Source organism: Microbacterium sp. (assembly GCF_003248605.1).
GTDB lineage: Bacteria > Actinomycetota > Actinomycetes > Actinomycetales > Microbacteriaceae > Microbacterium.
This window is the reverse complement of record NZ_QFPF01000043.1, coordinates 1-19370: the sequence shown is the minus strand read 5'-3', so window position 1 is coordinate 19370 and position 19370 is coordinate 1. Positions and strand designations below refer to the sequence as shown.

18 protein-coding genes are annotated in these 19370 nt (G+C 70.6%); 10 read left to right on the top strand and 8 right to left on the bottom strand.

Going from position 1 to position 19370, the window contains the following annotated elements; genetic code table 11:
• From DI573_RS07690 to DI573_RS07670, 5 genes are all read left to right on the top strand, one after another.
• Nucleotides 1–324: ABC transporter permease subunit (locus DI573_RS07690; protein WP_292812473.1), on the top strand; the 324-nt coding region annotated here is incomplete at its 5' end.
• Nucleotides 321–1139, top strand: coding sequence for an ABC transporter ATP-binding protein (locus tag DI573_RS07685; RefSeq protein WP_292812471.1), 819 nt, complete (start codon nt 321–323; stop codon nt 1137–1139). The genes DI573_RS07690 and DI573_RS07685, both read left to right, overlap by 4 nt.
• Nucleotides 1140–1152: 13 nt before the next feature.
• Nucleotides 1153–2175 carry an aliphatic sulfonate ABC transporter substrate-binding protein gene (locus DI573_RS07680; protein WP_292812469.1) on the top strand — a complete coding sequence of 341 codons (1023 nt, stop codon included), beginning with the start codon at nt 1153–1155 and terminating at the stop codon, nt 2173–2175.
• The gene (locus DI573_RS07675; protein ID WP_292812466.1) at nt 2172–3704 is read left to right on the top strand and encodes a sulfatase-like hydrolase/transferase; all 1533 of its coding nucleotides are present in this window, start codon (nt 2172–2174) and stop codon (nt 3702–3704) included. The genes DI573_RS07680 and DI573_RS07675 overlap by 4 nt, the downstream gene beginning before the upstream one ends.
• Nucleotides 3701–5161: a sulfatase gene (locus tag DI573_RS07670; RefSeq protein ID WP_292812464.1), complete on the top strand. Its 1461-nt coding sequence runs from the start codon at nt 3701–3703 to the stop codon at nt 5159–5161. Before DI573_RS07675 ends, DI573_RS07670 begins: the two co-directional genes overlap by 4 nt.
• Before the next feature lie 37 nt (nt 5162–5198).
• Here the strand turns inward: DI573_RS07670 and sufU are convergent, their stop codons facing one another.
• From sufU to DI573_RS07645, 5 genes are all read right to left on the bottom strand, one after another.
• Nucleotides 5199–5642 carry a Fe-S cluster assembly sulfur transfer protein SufU gene (gene sufU / locus DI573_RS07665; protein WP_292812462.1) on the bottom strand — a complete coding sequence of 148 codons (444 nt, stop codon included), beginning with the start codon at nt 5640–5642 and terminating at the stop codon, nt 5199–5201.
• Nucleotides 5639–6919, bottom strand: coding sequence for a SufS family cysteine desulfurase (locus DI573_RS07660; RefSeq protein WP_292812459.1), 1281 nt, complete (start codon nt 6917–6919; stop codon nt 5639–5641). Before DI573_RS07660 ends, sufU begins: the two co-directional genes overlap by 4 nt.
• Before the next feature lie 261 nt (nt 6920–7180).
• Nucleotides 7181–8395, bottom strand: a complete 1215-nt coding sequence (locus tag DI573_RS07655) for an amidohydrolase (protein WP_292812457.1) — start codon at nt 8393–8395, stop codon at nt 7181–7183.
• Nucleotides 8392–9435 carry a LacI family DNA-binding transcriptional regulator gene (locus tag DI573_RS07650; RefSeq protein WP_292812455.1) on the bottom strand — a complete coding sequence of 348 codons (1044 nt, stop codon included), beginning with the start codon at nt 9433–9435 and terminating at the stop codon, nt 8392–8394. The genes DI573_RS07655 and DI573_RS07650 overlap by 4 nt, the downstream gene beginning before the upstream one ends.
• Before the next feature lie 51 nt (nt 9436–9486).
• Nucleotides 9487–11175 carry a glycoside hydrolase family 13 protein gene (locus DI573_RS07645; protein WP_292812452.1) on the bottom strand — a complete coding sequence of 563 codons (1689 nt, stop codon included), beginning with the start codon at nt 11173–11175 and terminating at the stop codon, nt 9487–9489.
• 199 nt (nt 11176–11374) lie between these two features.
• Between DI573_RS07645 and DI573_RS07640 the strand changes: the two genes are divergently transcribed.
• Nucleotides 11375–11899: an adenine phosphoribosyltransferase gene (locus DI573_RS07640; RefSeq protein ID WP_292812450.1), complete on the top strand. Its 525-nt coding sequence runs from the start codon at nt 11375–11377 to the stop codon at nt 11897–11899.
• Nucleotides 11900–12258: 359 nt separating this feature from the next.
• Nucleotides 12259–13773: a nucleobase:cation symporter-2 family protein gene (locus tag DI573_RS07635; RefSeq protein WP_292812448.1), complete on the top strand. Its 1515-nt coding sequence runs from the start codon at nt 12259–12261 to the stop codon at nt 13771–13773.
• A 212-nt stretch (nt 13774–13985) separates the two neighbouring features.
• Here DI573_RS07635 and hpxO read toward each other — a convergent pair whose 3' ends face one another.
• From hpxO to uraD, 3 genes are read right to left on the bottom strand one after another with little or no spacing between them, the layout of a single operon-like run.
• The gene (gene hpxO / locus DI573_RS07630; RefSeq protein ID WP_292812446.1) at nt 13986–15179 is read right to left on the bottom strand and encodes an FAD-dependent urate hydroxylase HpxO; all 1194 of its coding nucleotides are present in this window, start codon (nt 15177–15179) and stop codon (nt 13986–13988) included.
• A gap of 29 nt (nt 15180–15208) precedes the next feature.
• Complete coding sequence (gene uraH / locus DI573_RS07625) at nt 15209–15547, bottom strand: hydroxyisourate hydrolase (protein ID WP_292812443.1); 339 nt, start codon at nt 15545–15547, stop codon at nt 15209–15211.
• Nucleotides 15544–16056, bottom strand: a complete 513-nt coding sequence (uraD, locus tag DI573_RS07620; RefSeq protein ID WP_292812441.1) for a 2-oxo-4-hydroxy-4-carboxy-5-ureidoimidazoline decarboxylase — start codon at nt 16054–16056, stop codon at nt 15544–15546. Before uraD ends, uraH begins: the two co-directional genes overlap by 4 nt.
• Nucleotides 16057–16138: 82 nt before the next feature.
• Between uraD and allB the strand changes: the two genes are divergently transcribed.
• The 3 genes from allB to DI573_RS07605 form a co-directional block, all read left to right on the top strand.
• Nucleotides 16139–17539, top strand: coding sequence for an allantoinase AllB (allB, locus tag DI573_RS07615; RefSeq protein ID WP_292812439.1), 1401 nt, complete (start codon nt 16139–16141; stop codon nt 17537–17539).
• On the top strand, nt 17536–18759 hold the full coding sequence (locus DI573_RS07610) for an acetamidase/formamidase family protein (protein WP_292812437.1): 1224 nt from the start codon (nt 17536–17538) through the stop codon (nt 18757–18759). The genes allB and DI573_RS07610 overlap by 4 nt, the downstream gene beginning before the upstream one ends.
• Nucleotides 18756–19370: AtzH-like domain-containing protein (locus DI573_RS07605; protein ID WP_292812435.1), on the top strand; the 615-nt coding region annotated here is incomplete at its 3' end. The genes DI573_RS07610 and DI573_RS07605, both read left to right, overlap by 4 nt.

The following is a 19370-nucleotide window of genomic DNA, read 5'->3' as shown; positions in this document are numbered from 1 at the left end:
GTCGATCGCACCCTCATCAACGCGGCGCGCGTGCTGGGCGCCAAGGACGGCACGATCTTCTTGCGCGTCGTGGTGCCGGCATCCACCCCCTTCATCCTCGTCGGCATGCGCGTCGGGCTCGGATCGGCCTGGGCGACGCTCGTCGCAGCCGAGCTGCTGGCCGCGCAGGCGGGCCTGGGCTACCGCATGCAGAACGCGCAGCTCTACTACGACCTCGCGACGATCTTCGTCGGGATCGTCATGATCGGCATCCTCGGGCTCGTCATGGACCGCCTGCTGCTGCTGGCCGAATCGAAGCTCACCGGATGGCAGGAAAGGCGATGACCGTGACGATCGCAGACCCCAAGATCAGTGTTCAGGACGTCAGCAAGATCTTCCCCCTCAAGGGCGAGGAGTTCGTCGCCCTCGACCACGTCTCGCTCGACATCGCCGACAACGAGTTCGTCACCGTCGTCGGCCCCTCGGGCTGCGGCAAGAGCACGATGATGAACATCCTCGCCGGGCTCGAGACGCCCACCGAGGGGAGGGCGCTCGTCGCGGGCAAGGGCGTGACCGGGCCCGGTCCCGACCGCGGCATGATCTTCCAGCAGTACGCGCTGTTCCCGTGGCTGACCGTGCGCCAGAACGTGGAGTTCGGACTCAAGGTCGCGAAGATGTCGGCGAAGGAGCGGCGCGAGAAGGCCGACTACTTCATCCGGATGGTGGGGCTCGAGCAGTTCGCCGACGCCCTGCCCAAGATGCTCTCGGGCGGCATGAAGCAGCGGTGCGCGATCGCTCGCGCGTACGCGGTGAACCCGTCGATCCTGCTGATGGATGAGCCCTTCGGCGCGCTCGATGCCCTGACCCGCGTGAAGCTGCAGGAGCAGCTGCTCGAGACCTGGAGCCAGGAGAAGCGCACCGTCATGTTCATCACGCACGACGTGGACGAGGCGGTGTTCCTCGCCAACAGGGTCGTCGTCATGGCCGCCCGCCCCGGCCGCATCTACGACGTCATCGACGTGAACCTGCCCTACCCCCGCACCGAAGAGGTGCGCCTGAGCCCCGAGTTCGCCGACCTGCGCAACCGCGTGTGGCACTCGGTGTACCACCAAGAGCCCGACCTGCGCGTCGGCCCCACCCCGTCGGCGACGACGGCTTGAGAGAGGAAAAGCAATGACACCCAGCAGCAAGCTGATCGGCACCGTCGCCGTCGGCGCGACCGTGGCCCTGGCCCTGGCGGGATGCGCCGGATCCGGCGGCGGCGAGGCGTCCGAGGGTGGCGGCGAAGCGCCCCTCGAGACCATCGACGTCAACTTCGGTTACATCCCCGACTTCAACGGCACGAGCCTTCTGGCCATCGCCGAGGACCAGGGCATCTGGGAGGAGCACGGGCTGAACGTCACGACGTCGTCGTTCACCAACGGTCCCCTCCAGATCCAGGCGCTCGGCACCGGCGACCTGGACTTCGGCTACATCGGACCCGGCGCGATGTGGCTGCCGGCATCCGGCCAGGCGAAGGTCGTCGCGATCAACACGCTCGGCCAGGCCGACCGCGTCGTCGCGCAGCCGGGCATCGACTCGGTCGAAGAGCTCGCGGGCAAGACGGTCGCCGTCCCCGAGGGAACCTCCGGCGACATGATCCTCACCCTCGCACTCGAGGACGCGGGAATGACGAAGGAGGACGTCAATCTCGTCCCCATGGAACCGGCCGCCATCGTCGCCGCGCTCTCGTCGGGACAGGTCGATGGAGCGGGCTTCTGGTACCCCGCGCTCGCGACCGTCAAGCAGCAGGTTCCCGACCTCGTCGAGCTCGCCGACAACACCGACTTCGAGGACCGGGTGGCGTTCCCGACGGCGTTCGTCGCCGGCAACGAGGTCGTGGACGAGGACCCCGAGAAGGCCGAGCGGGTGCTCGCCGCCCTGCGCGACGCGATCGAGTTCCGCTACGACAACATGGAGGAGACGATTCAGCTCACAGCCGACTTCCTCGCGATCGACGCGGCGCAGGTCGAGGCCGACGCCGGCAACGTGCAGGTGCTCTCGCTCGACGAGATCGACACCTGGACCGAAGACGGCACGATCGACACGTGGCTCAGCGGGATGAACGACTACTTCGTCGGCGCCGGCAAGCTCACGGATCCGACCGACCCGTCCACCTTCTACACCGGCGATCTCTTCTTGGCGGCAGGGCAGTGACTCAGCGGAGAAACATCCTCTTCTTCATGACCGACCAGCACCGGGTCGACACCCTCGGTGCGTACGGCAATCCGCACGCGGCGACGCCCGTGCTCGACGAGCTGGCGGCGACCGGCACGCGGTTCGACCGGTGGTACACGCCGTCGGCGATCTGCACGCCCGCCCGCGCGAGCCTGCTCACCGGGCAGGCGCCGTTCCGGCACAAGCTGCTCGCCAACAACGAGCGCAACGTCGGCTACATCGAGGACCTGCCCGACGGGCAGTTCTCGTTCTCGCAGGCTCTGCGCGGCGTCGGGTACAACACCGGTCTGATCGGCAAGTGGCACGTGGGCACCCACAAGGTCGCGGCGGACTTCGGGTTCGACGGACCCGACCTGCCCGGCTGGCACAACCCGGTCGAGAACGAGGACTATCTCCGCTACCTCGAGGAGAACGGGCTGCCGCCCTACCAGATCAGCGATCGCATCCGCGGGACGCTGCCCAACGGCGGGCCGGGCAACCTGCTCGCCGCGCGGCTGCATCAGCCCGAGGAGGCGACCTTCGAGTACTACCTGGCCACGCGCACCATCGAGATGCTGGAGCGATACGCCGACGAGTACCGAGAAGGCGGCATCCCGTTCTTCCTGGCCCTGCATTTCTTCGGGCCGCACCTGCCGTACATCCTTCCCGACGAGTACTTCGACATGGTCGACCCCGAGCTGGTCGAGCTGCCGAAGTCGATCGCCGAGAACTTCCACGGCAAGCCGCCCGTGCAGCGCAACTACAGCGCGCACTGGACGTTCGACACCATGCCGATCGAGACGACGCGCAAGCTGATCGCGGTGTACTGGGGTTACGTCGCGCTGATCGACAAGCAGATCGGTCGCGTGATGGACGCGGCCCGGGTGCTGGGGCTCATCGACGAGACGGCGGTGTTCTTCACGTGCGATCACGGCGAGTTCACGGGCTCGCACCGGCTGCACGACAAGGGCCCCGCGATGTACGAGGACATCTACCGCACCCCGGGTCTCGTCCGCATCCCCGGCGCCCCGGAGGGCGTCGTGCGCGACGAGTTCGTCAGCCTGCTCGACTGCACGGCGACGATCCTCGAGCTGGCGGGGGTGGATGCTGCCCCCGCCGTCGATTCGCGCAGTCTCATTCCCCTCGTCGGGGCCGAGGAGGTGCCGTGGGCCGACGACATCGTGTGCGAGTTCCACGGGCACCACTTCCCGTACCCGCAGCGCATGCTGCGGGAGCGGCGGTACAAGCTCGTGGTCAACCCGGACTCGGTCAACGAGCTCTACGACCTCGACGTCGACCCCGATGAGCTGATGAACGTGTACGAGCACCCGGAGATGGAGCCCGTACGACGCCGCATGATGGGCAGTCTGTACCGCCAGTTGCGGGATCGCGGCGACAAGTTCTACCACTGGATGACGACGATGTACGACGTCGGCGAGGTGGATTACGATCCCACGCAGTCGGGCCTCGACGAATCGACGTACTCCGCGGCGACGGACGGCGCGGTCGGCGGCGCGGTCGTGTCGTGAGCACGCCGCGGGACGGCTCGGACCGCCGGCCCAACATCGTCCTCATCCTCACCGACGATCACGCCGCGCATGCGATCTCGTCGTACGGCTCGGTGGTCAACACGACGCCGCGCATCGACGAGATCGCCGCGCGCGGAGTGCGGTTCGCCTCGTGCTTCGCGGCCAACTCCCTCTGCTCACCCAGTCGCGCCAGCATCCTGACCGGGACCCACAGTCACATCAACGGCGTGACCACACTCGTCACGCCGCTCGATGCGAGCCAACCCACCTTCGTCTCCCAACTGCGGGATGCCGGCTACCGCACGGCGATCGTCGGGAAATGGCACATGGGCGAGGGCCCGGGCCACGATCCCGAGGGATTCGACTACTGGGACGTGCTGATCGATCAGGGCGAGTACCACGATCCGAGATTCCTCAGCGCCGACGGACTGCGGATCGAGCCCGGCTACGCGACCGATCTGATCACTGACCTGGCGCTGCGCTGGCTGGAGGGACTCGAGGGCGACGACCCCTGGTGTGTGCTGATCTGGCACAAGGCGCCGCACCGGCCGTGGCAGCCCGACGCCGCGCACGCGCAGATGTACAGCGATCCGATCCCGCTGCCGCGCACGTGGGACGACGACCTCGCCACCCGCAGCGCGTCGGCGCGGCGTGCCGCGATGCGCATCGCAGAGCACCTGAACGCCGAGGACCTCAAGCAGGATCCCCCGGCCGGGCTCGACCACGAAGCGACCGCGCTGTGGAAGTACCAGCGCTACATGGAGGACTACCTGCGCTGCGTCGCGTCGGTCGACGACAACGTCGGCCGGGTCGTGGACTGGCTGCGCGCCCGCGGGGATTTCGACGACACGGTGCTGATGTACGCCTCCGACCAGGGATTCTTCCTCGGCGAGCACGGCTGGTTCGACAAGCGCTTCATGTACGAGGAGTCGCTGCGCATGCCGCTCCTGCTGAGCTATCCGCGGCGGGTGGCCCCGGCATCCGTGCACGAGGGCATCGTCACCAACGTCGATTTCGCGCGCTCGATCCTCGAGCTCGCCGGCGTCGAGCCGGCGTCGCGCATGCAGGGCCGCAGCTTCGCTGGGGACCTCACGGGCGGCGAGGCCGAGGCGCCCGCGGAGGGCATGTACTACCGGTACTGGGAGCACGACGACGTCTTCCACAAGGCGCCCGCGCACTACGGGTATCGCACCGAGACCCACAAGCTCATCTACTTCTACAACGACGGTCTCGGGCTGCCGGGCACGGGCCCCTTCACCTACGCCGGGGAGTGGGAGCTCTACGACCTGGTGGCCGACCCGGATGAGGTGCGCAACGTCGCCCACGATCCGGCGTATCGCGCGGTGCGCGACGAGCTCGAGTTGCGAATGTGGCACGAGCAGGCTCGCCTGGGCGACAGGCCGCATGCGTCGCAGCGCGTGCCTGCGGGGGTGGAGGTGTCGTCGGTACGGCGGTGAGCCGGAGGCGGCCGGCTCCGTCCGCGCCACGCGCACGCTACGCGCGCGCGAGACCGTCCTCGAGGGCGACCCACGCGAGCATCGCGCACTTGACCCGCGCGGTGTACTTCGACACCCCCGACAGCGCCGCGGCGTCGCCGTACTCGTCGACGTCGAGCTCGGCCCGACCTCGGGAGCGCAGCACCTCCCGGAACCCACCGATCAGAGCGCCGGCATCGGGCACCGTCATCCCGTTCACGAGATCGCTGAGCATCGAGGCGCTGGCCTGCGAGATCGAGCAGCCCGCGCCCTCCCACGTGACGTCGCGGATGCTGGCGCCGTCGTCCGCGAGGCGCACGCGCAGGCTGATCTCGTCGCCGCACACGGGGTTGCGTTGGTGGGAGGTGGCCGAGCGGCCCTCCTCGGGCGCGAGTTCGCGGCCGTGCGGATGCTTGGAGTGATCGAGGATCAGCTCCTGGTACAGCGATTCGAGCCCGCTCACGATGCGACCCCGAAGTAGGCGCGCACGTCGGCGACGGCCTGCAGCATCCGATCGATCTCGTCGTCGGTGTTGTAGAACGCCGCGCTCGCCCGCACACTCGCGGTGAGGCCGAGACGTCGGTGCAGCGGCTGCGCGCAGTGATGCCCGACGCGCACCGCGACGCCGCGGGCATCGAGGAACTGTCCGACATCGTGCGCGTGCACGCCGTCGACGTCGAACGCCCACAGCGCGACACGCTCGACCCCCTCGGCATCGCCCAGCAGGCGCACGCCGGGGATCTCGCGCAGGCCGTCCCCCATGCGCCGGGCGAGGGATGCTTCATGCCGGGCGATCGCGTCGTGCCCGAGGTCGTCGAGGTACCGCACGGCGGCCGCGAAACCGATCGCCTGCGACACCGGCTGCGTGCCGGCCTCGAAACGCTGCGGCGGCGGCAGGTACTCGGCCTCGTCGAGGGTCACCGAGGTGATCATCGACCCGCCGGTGAGGAACGGGGGCAGAGCGGCGAGCACCTCGGAGCGGCCCCACAGGGCGCCGATGCCGTAGGGCGCGAACATCTTGTGGCCGGAGAATACGGCGAGGTCGACGCCGAGGTCCGGCAGATCCACCGGCAGATGCGGCGCGGACTGGCACGCGTCGAGCACGGTGAGGGCGCCGACGCGGCCGGCGAGAGTCACGAGTTCGGCGACCGGATTGACGATACCGAGCACGTTGGAGACGTGCGGGAACGCGACGACCCGCGTGCGATCGGTGAGCAACCGGGCGGCGGTCTCGAGATCGAGGGTGCCGTCGTCGTGCACGGGGATGTGACGCAGCCGCGCGCCCGTCCGGGCCGCAAGCTCCTGCCACGGGATGAGGTTGGCGTGATGCTCGGCTTCGGTGACGAGGATCTCGTCACCCGCGAAGAGGCGCATACGGGCGGCCGGCCGGCCACCGCGACCGGCCGAAGCGTTGCCGATCGCATACGCGACGAGGTTGAGGCCGGCGGTCGCGCCGCTCGTCCAGACGAGGTTCTCGGCATCGGCGCCGATGAACCCCGCCACTGTCGTTCGGGCATCTTCGAAGGCCTCGGTCGCGTCGGCGGCCAGGGTGTGGGCGCCGCGGTGGACGGCCGCGTTGTCGGATTCGAAGAACGCGCGCTCGGCGTCGAGCACGGCGCGGGGTTTCTGGCTGGTCGCCGCGGAATCGAGATACGCGAGCGGATGGTCGTGCAGCATCCTGCCGAGAATCGGGAAATCGGCGCGCACGGCGGCCACGTCGAGCGTTCGGGGGGTGCTCATCCCTCCAGGCTACGCCGCGCCCGCAGGCCCGGGGCGTGCGGCTGTGCGTGCGGGCGCGCGCGTTCGTGTGCGCCGCGGGGCATCCGTCTGCGTTGGGGCGTCTGTCGGCGTTAGGGCGTCTGTCGGCGTTGGGGCGTCAGAACCACGTTGGGGCGCGGAGCAGCACGCCCCACGGTGATTTCAACGCCCCAACGCCGAGGGGAGGGCGCCGGGGCGGCAGGGCCGGGGAGCTCGACGGGGCGGCCCGCCGAACCCGAAACGTCAGGCCAGGAACTCGCGCGCGGCCGCGACCATCGCCGCGACGCCGACATCGATCGTGGGGCCCGCGACAGGCGCGAAGAAGGGTGAATGATTGGTCGGGATGTCGCGCTCCACCGTGCCGGCGGCTGCTGCGGCCGCGTACACGGCGGGGTCCACGCCGCCCCAGAACCAGAACACGAGGGGCACGCCGGCGTCGCGGGCGAACCACGACACGTCCTCGCTGCCCGTGAACATGCCCGGGTCGACGACGCTGCCCGCCCCGAGCGCGCCCTCGATCGCCGCGGCGACGCGCGCGGTCGCTGCGGCGTCGTTGATCGTCGGCGGCAGAGTGTGGTCGGTCGTGATCAGCGGCGGCTCGGGTGCCCCCGAGGCCTGCGCCTCGGCGTGCACGATGCGCTCGACCTTCTCGAGCACGCGGTCGCGCGTCTCATCATCGGGGTAGCGCAGGCTCAGCTCGAGGCGCGCGTCCGCGGGGATGATGTTGTGCTTGAGGCCCGCATGGATCGACCCGACCGTCACCACCGCGACGTGCCGGGGATCGATCTCGCGCGACGTGATCGTCTGCAGCCGCATGACTGTCGCGGCCGCCATGACGACCGGGTCGACCGTCGCGTGCGGGCGCGAACCGTGTCCGCCGCGACCGAACATCGTCACGGTGAGACCGTCGGATGCGGCCATCTGCGTGCCCGGGCGCACCCCGACGGTGCCGATCGGCAACGGGGTGACGTGCTGGCCCAGCACGACGTCCGGGCGGGGAAAGCGCTCCAGCATCCCATCGTCGAGCATGGCTCGCGAGCCCGCGCCGAACTCCTCGGCGGGTTGCAGCACGGCGACGATCGTGCCGGTCCACTCGGTGCGCGCCGCGACGAGCCGCTCGAGCGCACCGATCAGCGCCGTGATGTGCATGTCGTGTCCGCACGCGTGCATCACCGGTACCTCGACGCCCTGCGGGTTGAACGCGCGCCGCGTGCTCGCGTACGGCAGGCCGGTCTGCTCCTCGACGGGCAGGGCGTCCATGTCGGCGCGCAGCCATACGACGGGTCCGTCGCCGTTTCGCAGCACCCCCACGACGCCGGTGATGCCCACGCCCTCCTCGACCTCGAATCCGAGATCGCGCAGATGCCCGGCCGCGACCGATGCGGTGCGGGTCTCCTGGAACGACAGCTCCGGATGCGTGTGCAGGTCGATGTACAGTGCCTCGAGATCGATGCTCATGCGACCGAGCCTACGTCCGGCGCCCACGCCGTCGTCTGCCTCGTGACGAGTTCGAAGGGCAGATCACCCACCACGGCGGGGGATGCTGTGGCCCCGGCATCCGTCGTCGGTTCGAGCATCGCGAGCATCGCCTCGGCCGCCCGCTCGCCCTGTCCGCGCGGGAACTGGTCGATCGTGGTCAGCCCGAAGAACTCGCCGAGCTCGTGGCCGTCGACGCCGATCACCGAGAGGTCCTCGGGCACGCGCACGCCGCGATCCCGCGCGCCGAGCACGGCGCCGATCGCCATCTCGTCGCTCGCCGCGAACACGGCGGTCGGGTGCGTGTTCGGGCGGTCGAGCAGCCGCGCGATGGCGCCGAAGCCGCCCTCGACGGTGAAATCCGCGGGTTCGTAGAGTTCGGGGCGCGGGGACACCCCTGCCTCGGCGAGCACGACCTCGAACCCGCGGCGCCGGTGCGTGGGAATGTGGAAGTCGATGTCGAACTCGGGACTCGCCCCGATGTGGGCGATCTCCCGATGCCCGAGTGCCACCAGATGAGCGGTCGCCGCGCGCGCCACGGCGACGTCGTCGACGGTCAGCGAGGGGAAGAGGGGATTGGGGCCGCCGAGACCGATGATCGGGATGCCGATCGCGGCCAGCTCGGCGGACTCGTGGTCGCCGAGCTCGAGCGAGATGGCGATCACCCCGTCGACACGCTGTCGCCGCAGGAACGTCGAGAAGATCTCGCGCCGAGCGTGAGGATCGTCGGTGAGCGCATAGAGCGTGATGTCGTAGCCGCGCCGGGCGAGGGCGGCGGCGATCCCGCTCAACACGGTGCTGAAGAACCATCGATCCAGGTGCGGAACGAGCACGCCGATGTTGCGGGTACGACCCGACGCCAGGCTCGATGCCGCTGCCTGGACGACGTATCCCAGCTGCGTCGCGGCCGCCGCCACCCGCATGCGCGCCTCCGGCGAGACCTGCCCGCGGCCCGACAGCGCCCGCGACACCGTCGCGGTCGAGACCCCCGCGAGGCGGGCGACGTCGTTGATGCTCACCACGAGTCGCTCACCTCGGGCCGTTCGCCCTCCGGCGTCGCCGGCATCCGGCGCTCAGGCCCCGGACTCGACCCACACCGCGGTGTCGGCGGGCAGCGTTCCGCCATCGAGCGGGCCGCTGGCGACGATCACCCGCGCACCCGCCGGCAGCTCGACGGGTTCGGCGCCGACGTTGGCGACGACGGTGACGCCGCCGTTGCGGAAGGCCAGCACATCGTCGCCGTAGCCGTCGAGCCAGCGCAGCGCGCCCGTGCCGAGACCGTGATCGCGCCGGGCGCTCAGCAGAGCGGTGTACAGCTCGAGCGTCGAACCCTCGGCCCCGGCCTGCACGTCGCGGGCGAGGGTCGCCCACTCGGCGGGCTGCGGCAGCCATGCCTCTCCGGTCTCGCTGAACCCGTACGCGGGCGCCTCGGACGTCCACGGGATCGGCACCCGGCATCCATCGCGCCCGTAGCGCTCGCCCTTGGTGCGGAACCACGTCGGATCCTGACGCGAGTCGGCGGGCAGGTCGATGACCTCGGGCAGGCCGAGCTCCTCGCCCTGATACAGGTAGGCAGAGCCGGGCAGCGCCAGCATCAGCGTCGTCGCCGCGCGGGCGCGGCGAAGGCCCACCTCGGGGATCGGCTGCCCGGGCGAGTCCGGGCCGATGCCGTGGCCCTGCGGGTTCTCGGCCGTCAGCGCAAGGCGCGACGCGTGGCGCACGACGTCGTGATTCGAGAGCACCCATGTGCTCGGGGCCCCGACCGCGGGGAAGGCGCGCAGGGACTCGTCGACGACCTCGCGGAGGGCCGCGGCATCCCACTCGGTCTGCAGATACGGGAAGTTGAACGCCTGGTGCATCTCGTCCGGACGCACCCACAGGGCCGTCTTGTCGGGTGTGGGAAGCCACGCCTCGGCGCACAGCGCGCGGTCGCCCGGGTAGGCGGCCAGCACGGTGTTCCAGTCGCGGTAGACATCGTGCACGGCGGGCTGGCCCCAGTACGGCACATCGGCCTCGGCGCCACCCATCGAATCGGCCTCGGCGGGCGGGGTGTAGTCGGGCAGGCCCGGCTTCTTGATCAGGCCGTGCGCGACATCCACCCGGAATCCGTCGACGCCACGGTCGAGCCAGAACCGCAGGACACCGCGGAACATCTCGCGCACCTCTTCGTTCGACCAGTCGAAGTCGGGCTGGGAGGTGTCGAACAGGTGCAGGTACCACTGGCCCTGGGTGCCGTCCTGCTCTTCGACGCGGGTCCAGGCCGGCCCGCCGAACACCGACTCCCAGTTGTTGGGCGGCAGCTCGCCGTGCTCCCCCTTGCCGTCACGGAACATGTAGCGCGCGCGCTCGGGGCTGCCGGGTTCGGCCGCCAGCGCCGCCTGGAACCACTCGTGCTGGTCGGAGGAATGGTTGGGGACGAGGTCGACGATGACGCGGATGCCGCGTGCGTGCGCCGCCTCGAGCATGTCGTCGAAGTCGGCGAGCGTGCCGAAGATCGGATCGACGTCGCAGTAGTCGGCGACGTCGTAGCCGGCGTCCTTCTGCGGGGAGGTCATGAACGGGCTCAGCCAGATGGCGTCGACGCCGAGCGTCTGCAGGTCGTCGAGCCGGCTCGTGATGCCCGGCAGGTCGCCGATGCCATCACCCGAGGCATCGGCGAACGAGCGGGGATAGATCTGGTAGATCACGGCGCTGCGCCACCACTCGGCGCCGGGGGCGGCATCCGCGTGCAGGGCGGACGTGTTCTCCTGCGTGAAAGTCATGCGCCCCAGGGTAATGCAAGCGCTTGCATGGACCCTCCGCGGCGGCCTTGCGGGCGCGAAGCGCACAACATTCCGGATGAACGCGATGGTGCCGGCGGCGGGCCCGCGTCGTTTCGGGGGTTGACGCGGGTGCGGGGTCGAAGTCTCCGGAATGTTGACCGCCTGGGTCGGAACACCGCCCGCCGCTAGGGTGAACGACGTGCCCGAACCCGATGCCCTCGCGCGCGCCGAGTCCCTGATCGGCGTCATTCCCGACTATCCGAGCCCCGGCATCCTGTTCCGCGACATCACGCCCCTGCTGGCCGATGCGGCCGGACTGCGCGCCTCGATCGAGGCGATGCTCGCGCCGTTCGCGGGGCGCTTCGATGTCGTCGCGGGCATCGAGGCCCGCGGTTTCCTGCTTGCAGGAGCCGCCGCGACGGTCGCGGCCGTCGGCCTCGTGCCGATCCGCAAGGCCGGCAAGCTGCCCCGGCCCGCGGCATCCGTCGACTACGCCCTCGAGTACGGCACGGCGACGATCGAGGCGCACGACGACATACCGGCCGGATGCCGGGTGCTGCTGCTCGACGACGTCCTGGCGACCGGGGGCACGATCGGGGCCGCACGCACGCTCGTGGCCTCGCTCGGCGGTGTCGTCGCGGGCGCCGCGGTGCTGATCGAGCTCGACGACCTCGGCGGGCGGGCGCTTGCGGGCGAGGACGTGCACGCGGTCTTCCACGCCTGAGGCGTGCGGGGCGCCTCTCGTTCGCGCCGAACCCACTTTTTTTGCAGCGAGCCACCAGGCGTCGGATGGTGGTTCGCTGCAAAAATGTCGGTTCGCCGTCCGCGGCCCGTGGCCCGCCGGCCGGGCGTACGCCGTGCGGGGCGCGGCCCGGCCCGCCGCGCTGAGGGCGCCGCGCTCCGGCCCTGCCGCCCGAGGGCGTGGATTGCGTCGGCGTAACGCCGGTGTGAAGAGTCCGCGACGATCGCCCGCCGCGCCTGGCGTCGTCTGCAGCGCGGCCCTACGGTCGCACCCAAGCACCGCGGCGGGCACGTCGCCGTCTCTGCCGCAACCGTCCTTCCCTCGCGAGACCGGAGCAGCGCATGGCGACCACAGACACCGAACCGGGCACGTCCGACGCGACGGATAAGAAGGCCGCGCGCGCGGCGCGCGCTCAGGCCAACACGGTCGACAGCATCCCGCCTCTCGCCCGGTTGTTCCCCCTCGGGCTGCAGCACGTGCTCGCGATGTATGCGGGCGCCGTCGCCGTGCCGCTGATCGTCGGCGGCGCGCTCGGGTACTCCGCAGAGGACATGGCGTTCCTGATCAGCGCCGACCTCTTCGTCGCCGGCATCGCGACGATCATCCAGTCGGTCGGATTCTGGCGCTTCGGCGTGCGGCTGCCGCTGATGCAGGGCGTCACGTTCGCCGCGGTCGGCCCGATGATCGCGATCGGTCAGAGCGAGGGCATCCAGGCGATCTTCGGGGCGACGATCGCCTGCGGTCTGTTCATGATCCTGATCGCGCCGTTCTTCGCGCAGCTGCTGCGCTTCTTCCCGCCGATCGTGACGGGCACGGTCATCCTGATCATCGGCCTCTCGCTCATGCGGGTCGCCGCGGGCTGGATCGTCGACGGGTCGACCGAGGGTGCACCGCCGATCAATGTCGGGTTCGCGGTCGGCACGCTGCTGTTCATCGTGCTGATCGAGCGGTTCGCGCCGCCCGCCCTCCAGCGGGTGTCGGTGCTGCTCGGACTCCTGGTCGGAACCATCGCGGCGCTCTTCGTGCCGGGAATGGTCGACTGGTCGCACGTGGGCGAGGCCGCATGGTTCGGCGTCGTGACGCCCTTCCACTTCGGCCTGCCGACCTTCCAGGTCGCCTCGATCGTGTCGATGATCATCGTCGGCATCGTCATCATGACCGAGACGACCGGCGACATGATCGCCGTCGGCGAGATCGTCGAAAAGCCTGTCAACCGGCGGCAGCTCGCCGACGGTCTGCGCGCCGACGGCCTCGGCACGGTCATCGGCGGCGTGTTCAACACATTCCCCTACACGGCTTTCGCGCAGAACGTCGGACTCGTCTCGCTCACGGGCGTGCGCTCGCGATGGGTCGCGGCGGCGGCCGGCGTGATCCTCGTCGTGCTCGGGCTGATCCCCAAGATCTCGGCGATCGTCGAGGGCGTGCCGAGGGCGGTGCTGGGTGGAGCGGGCATCGCACTGTTCGGCATGGTGGCGGCGTCCGGCATCCGCACGCTGGCGAAGGTGCACTTCAACAACAAGAACGTGCTGATCGTGGCGATCTCGGTCGGCGTCGCGCTGCTGCCGACGGTCACCCCGACGATCTACGACCAGTTCCCCGAGTGGTTCACCCTCATCTTCGACTCGGGCATCAGCGCCGGCGCGATCACGGCGATCCTGCTGAACCTGCTGCTCAACTCCGACGAGATGCGCCGAGACCACGCCGCCGATCCCAAACTCGACGCGTCCGACGCCGTGCGCGGGCCCGCCGCGGCGGCGCTCGTGCACCCGCAGGCCGAGGGCACGGGACTGATCCCGACGCACGTGCTCGACACCGATCGGGATGCTGGGGCCTCCGCGCCGCCCGAACGTCCGTGATGCGGCGGGCGACAGCATCCCGTCGCCCGCTCGCGGTGGGGTTGGACCGTGCCGCCACGCGCTGAACCCACATTTTTGCAGCGAGACACCACGCGTCGGCTGGTGGTTCGCTGCAAAAATGTGGGTTCGGCAACGGGTGAGGGCGTGAACGCGCGCCGCGCCGCAAAGACCGAGGGAACGAACGCCGCGCGCCGCGCCGCGACAGCAGCGCGTCAGGTCAGGATGCCGCCGCCGAGGTTGACGGGGGAGTCGACGATGTTGCCCACGATGCCGCGGATGATGCCCGTGCCGTCCTCGGTACGCAGGCCGTCGTACCATTCCTGCGTCGCCGCCGGGTCGAAGGCATGCGTCTCCCACGCGCGCTTGCGCGCCCGCGCGACGAGCTCGCCGGCCCGCTCGGCGCGGATCTTCTCGTACCGCTGCAGCGAGTCCTCGACGCCGAGCGTGTTCGTGGCGAACACGATGCCAAGGGCGAACGAGTCCTCGAGTGCCGAGCACGCGCCCTGACCGATGTCGGGTGCGGTGTTGTGGGCCGAGTCGCCCAGGAGAGCCACACGTCCGTGCACCCATGTGTCGAAGGGGTCGATGTCCCAGATCTCGACGCGGTTGAGGGACACCTCGGGATCGATGGAATCCAGCAGCACCTGCACGCCGGGCGCCCAGTTGCCGAACGCCTCGCGCAGCGGTGCCGCGCCCTCGGCCCGGTCATAGGGGACGCCCGCGGGCTGCGGCACATCGACGAAGAAGTAGAAGCGGTCGCCCGCGACGGGCATCACGGCGCAGCGCTTGCCGTCGGCGACGTATGTCGTCCACTGGTCGAGCGGGCCCACGGCGGGGTCGGCCGGGACGAGCCCGTTGAAGTTCGTGTACCCCGAATACGTGCGTTCGATCGGGGCAAGGCCGCGCGCGGCGGTGATGTAGTCGCGCGTGAACGAACGCGCACCGTCGGCGCCGATGAGCATGTCGGCGGTGTCGGTCGATCCGTCGGCGAAGGTCGCCGTGACGCCGTCCTCGTGCTGCTCGATGCCGACCAGCTGCATCGACAGGTGGATGTTCGGCATGCCGACGCGCTCCATGAGCAGCGCCTGCAGCTCGGCGCGGGCGACGGGATACGGGCGCTGGCCCGTCTGCACGGTGACGGGGTCGAGGCTGAAGCGGCAGAGCGTCTCGCCGGTGTGTCCGTCGTAGTAGGCCATGTCGTCCATGAGGCCGCCGAGGGCTGCGACCTCGTCACGAAGGCCCAGCCAGTTGAGCACCTTGACGCCGTTCGACCACAGCGACAGCGCCGCCCCGACCGGTTTGTTCTCGCGCATCCTGTCGTAGACGACGACCTCGTGCCCGAGGCGCTGCAGCGCGATCGCGGCGCTCGTGCCGCCGATGCCGGCGCCGATGACGATGACCTTCATGGGGATCCTCCGAACGTTGCCCGCGGCGCTCAGCTGCCGCGGTAGGTCGAGTAGGCGAACGGGCTCAGCAGCAGTGGCACGTGATAGTGCCTGCTGGTGCCGTCGTCCGCGACCTCGACGCTGAACGTCACGGTGACCGAAGGGTAGAAGGTGTCGACGCCCTGCGCCGCGAAGTACGCGCCCGTCGCGAAGGTCAGGGCGTAGACGCCCGCGTCGAGCTGCTCCGGGCCGAGGCCCGCGCGCCCGTCGGCGTCGGTGGTCGCCTCGGCGACGGGCGTTCCGGATGCTGTGGCCAGCGCAACGGCGACGCCCGGTGCGGGCGAACCCGTCGCGGCGTCCAGCACGTGGGTGGTCAGGTGCGGTCTCATGCGCCCATCCTGTCGTCCGTCACGGCGCCGCGCAGGCGCAGCACCGCGATCTCCCCGAGTTGCGCAGCGGCTTCGCGCCACTCGTCGGAGGGGTCGTTCGCGAGCCGGCGCTCGAGCTCGGCGAGCATCTCTTCGGGAGCGCGGCCGGCCGCCCGGATCAGGAAGACACGGCCGAACCGGCGCTCGTACTCGGCGTTTCCGTCCGCGATCCGTGCGGTCGTATCCTCGCCCGCCGAGGCCATCGATGCCTGCTCCCGGCGGGAGGCGTCGCCCTCGGCGCCGGACGCCGTGGGCTTCTCGCCGATGCGGGGGTGGTGCGCGAGCGCCGCGTCCAGGTCGGCCTCGTCCCACGCCGCGGCGAGCTGCGATGCCCGCGCGGCGACCTCGTCGACCGAGGTGTAGGGCCGCGACGCGACGATGCCGTCGACGAAGCTCGGGATGTCGGCCCAGACGCGGACGAGGGCGGCCGCCTCGGCAGCATCCACGGTGTTGAAATCCTGAAGGAGCACGACGTCACGTTACCCGCGGCACGTTTCGCGAATGTTGCTGTGGGTAACATCCGGGAAACGCGGGCCGCCTAGCGTGGGTGCCATGACCGCTCTTCCCGACGCCCCGCGCGCCCTCGCCGCGCGTCGTGTCTTCATCGACGGAGTGTTCCGTCCCGCCGTGGTGCACGTCGAGGGCGGGCGCATCACCGCGGTCGACGCGTACGACCCGGATGGTGTGACCCCGGGCGACGTCGTCGTGCTGCCCGATCACGTGACCCTGTTGCCGGGCCTCGTCGATTCGCACGTGCACCTGGACGAACCCGGGCGGACGGAGTGGGAGGGCTTCGCGACGGGCACCGCGGCCGCGGCGGCGGCGGGGATCACGACACTCGTCGACATGCCGCTGAACAGCGTTCCCGTCACGACGAGCGTTGCGGCGCTCGAGGCCAAGCGGGCCGCGTCGCGAGGCAAGCTGGCGGTCGACGTGGCCTATTGGGGCGGTGCTGTTCCCGAAAATCTCGGCGCGCTCGCCGAACTCGCCACGGCGGGGGTCGTCGGGTTCAAGTGCTTCCTCTCGCCCTCGGGCATCGACGAGTTCGAGAGCCTCGACGCCGAGCAGCTCGAGGCGGCCCTGACCGAGATCGCGGCCTTCGACGGCCTGCTCATCGTGCATGCCGAGGACCCGGCGCAGCTCGGCGAGGAGGGTCCGCTCGGCCCGCGGTACGACGCGTTCCTCGCCTCCCGGCCGCCCGTGAGCGAGCGCGACGCGATCCGACGCGTGATCGAGGCCGCGCGTCGCACGGGCGCCCGCGCCCACATCGTGCACGTCTCGGATGCGGGCGCGCTCGCCGATGTGCGCGCCGCCAAGGCCGAGGGCGTGCGCCTGAGCATCGAGACGTGCCCGCACTACCTCACCCTCACCGCAGAAGAGGTTCCGGACTCGGCCGCCGAGTTCAAGTGCTGCCCGCCGATCCGCGACGCACACAATCGCGACTTGCTCTGGCAGGGCGTGCTCGACGGCACGATCGACGCGATCGTGAGCGACCACTCGCCCTCGTCCGCAGAGCTCAAGGGCCGCGGCGAGGGCGACTTCGGGCTCGCATGGGGCGGGATCGCCGGGCTGCAGACCGGATTCGCGTCGGTGTGGACCGAGGCCCGCCGCCGCGGCATCGCGCTCGAGACGCTGCTGCCCTACGTCACCACGGGTCCGGCGCGGGTCGCGGGACTCGCGGGTGCCGGTGTGATCGCGGTCGGCGCCCCCGCGCACCTCGCGGTGTTCGCGCCCGACGAGGAATGGACGGTGGATGCCGCCACCCTGCAGTACCGCAACAAGATGTCGCCGTGGCACGGGCGCACCCTTGCGGGCGTCGTGCACGCGACGTACCTCGCCGGCGAGCGGGTGTACGGTCCCGAGGACGGGGTGATCGCGCGCCGCGGGCGTGAGATCCTGGCCGCCGGCGCCGAGTCGACGCTCCCCGGCGCGAGCGACGAGGAGGGCGCGTGAACTTTCCGATCCTGCAGCCGGGCGTGGGCGAGACTCCCGGCGATCACTACCTGGCAGCATCCCCCGACACGGTGCTCTGGGGGCGGCTGCCCTGTGCGCGCGACGCCGCGGTGCTGACCATCGCCGCGGGCCAGAGCGTCACGATCGACACCGTCAGTCACGAGGGGATCCTCGAGGACCAGGGCAAGGATCCGCTCGCGTACTTCACCGGCAAGGGCGTGGATGCTGCCGCCGTCCTCACGGACGCGGTCGACATCGCCGCGACCCTGAGCCGTGACACGCTCGCCGACGGACCGCACGTCGTCACGGGTCCCATCCGCGTCGAGGGTGCGCAGCCGGGTGACCTGCTGAAGATCACCGTGCTGGATCTTGCGCCCCGCGTGCCGTACGGCGTGATCTCGAACCGCCACGGCAAGGGCGCACTCGTGGGCGAGCTGCCGCGCGGCGAGCACAACGTCAGCGTCTTCACTCCCGTGCAGTCGCGCGAGGGCGGCCTCGTCGGCGTGCTGCCCGTCACCGAGGGAGGGCCGGGTGTCGTGGAGTTTCCGCTCGCGCCGTTCCTCGGCACGATGGGCGTCGCCGTGGCGGGCGACCAGCGCCCGCACTCGGTGCCGCCCGGCGAGCACGGCGGCAACATCGACATCAACCTGCTCGTCGTGGGGACCGTGCTCTACCTGCCCGTGCAGGTCGAGGGGGCGCTCGCGTACGTCGGAGACCCGCACTTCGCGCAGGGCGACGGCGAGGTCGCCCTCACGGCCCTCGAGGCCTCGCTCCGCGCGACGCTGCGCTTCGACGTCGTGCCGCGGGGCGAGGCGCTCGCCGAGTTCGGCGAGATCACGGGGCCGCTCGTGCGCACGTCCGAGTACCTCGTGCCGACGGGGCTGGATCCCGATCTCGGCGAAGCCATGCGCCGCTGCGTGCGGGCGGCGATCTCGCTGATCCGGGCGCGGTGGGGGCTCGAGGAGCACCTCGCGTACGCGTACCTGAGCGCCGCGACCGACTTCGACATCTCGCAGGTGGTCGACATCGTCTGCGGTGTGCACGCGCGCATCCGGGAGGCGGACTTCGCGGGGGTGCCGCGGCCGGCCGCACCCGTCGCGGGTGTGGCCAGAACAGGACATTCGACGGGAACAGGAGAGATGACCGGGAATTCTCCTGCTCCGGGCGCATCTCCTGCTCCGGGCGCATCTCCTGCTGCGAAGACGGGCGGCACACGATGACGAATGCGCTCGCCCGAGGCGCCGAGCATGTCCCGGCGGATCTGCGCCAGGCCTTCGACGCGTACGAGCGCGCGATCATCGCCAACGACCTGGATGCGCTCGACGCGGCCTTCGCCCCGGGCGCCGAGACGATGCGAGGGGATGCCGCGGGCCTGCTGGTCGGGCACGACGCGATCAGCGCCTTCCGCGGCGTGCGCGGGGGAGTCCCGCCGCGCACGATCGAGCGCATCGAGTACCGCGAACTGGCGCCCGATGTGGCGCTGCTCGTGTCGATCTCGCGCTACGTCGGGGGCGGCACGGGGCTGCAGACCCAGGTGTGGGAGCGCGTCGACGGGCACTGGCTGATCACGGCGGCCCATGTCACGCCCCGCGCGCAGGCGCTCGACCGCTCGGTGTGGCGCACGGTCGGCGACCCGCTCTTCCAGGGTGCGTGGGAGGGTCCGCTCGAGGGTCTGACCGTCGCGGTCAAGGACCTCTTCGCGATCAAGGGCTACCGCATCGGCGCCGGCAATCCCACCTATCTCGACTCGGCGCGCGCCGAGTCGACGACCGCCGCCGCGGTGTCGGACCTGCTCCGCGCCGGCGCGTCGCTGCGCGGCATCGCCCGCACC

Coding starts and splice junctions, on each gene's coding strand:
- DI573_RS07685 (WP_292812471.1), top strand. CDS start 321: ATGACCGTGACGATCGCAGACCCCAAGATCAGTGTTCAGGACGTCAGC.
- DI573_RS07680 (WP_292812469.1), top strand. CDS start 1,153: ATGACACCCAGCAGCAAGCTGATCGGCACCGTCGCCGTCGGCGCGACC.
- DI573_RS07660 (WP_292812459.1), bottom strand. CDS start 6,919: ATGAGCACCCCCCGAACGCTCGACGTGGCCGCCGTGCGCGCCGATTTC.
- DI573_RS07655 (WP_292812457.1), bottom strand. CDS start 8,395: ATGAGCATCGATCTCGAGGCACTGTACATCGACCTGCACACGCATCCG.
- DI573_RS07645 (WP_292812452.1), bottom strand. CDS start 11,175: ATGACTTTCACGCAGGAGAACACGTCCGCCCTGCACGCGGATGCCGCC.
- DI573_RS07635 (WP_292812448.1), top strand. CDS start 12,259: ATGGCGACCACAGACACCGAACCGGGCACGTCCGACGCGACGGATAAG.
- hpxO (WP_292812446.1), bottom strand. CDS start 15,179: ATGAAGGTCATCGTCATCGGCGCCGGCATCGGCGGCACGAGCGCCGCG.
- uraH (WP_292812443.1), bottom strand. CDS start 15,547: ATGAGACCGCACCTGACCACCCACGTGCTGGACGCCGCGACGGGTTCG.
- allB (WP_292812439.1), top strand. CDS start 16,139: ATGACCGCTCTTCCCGACGCCCCGCGCGCCCTCGCCGCGCGTCGTGTC.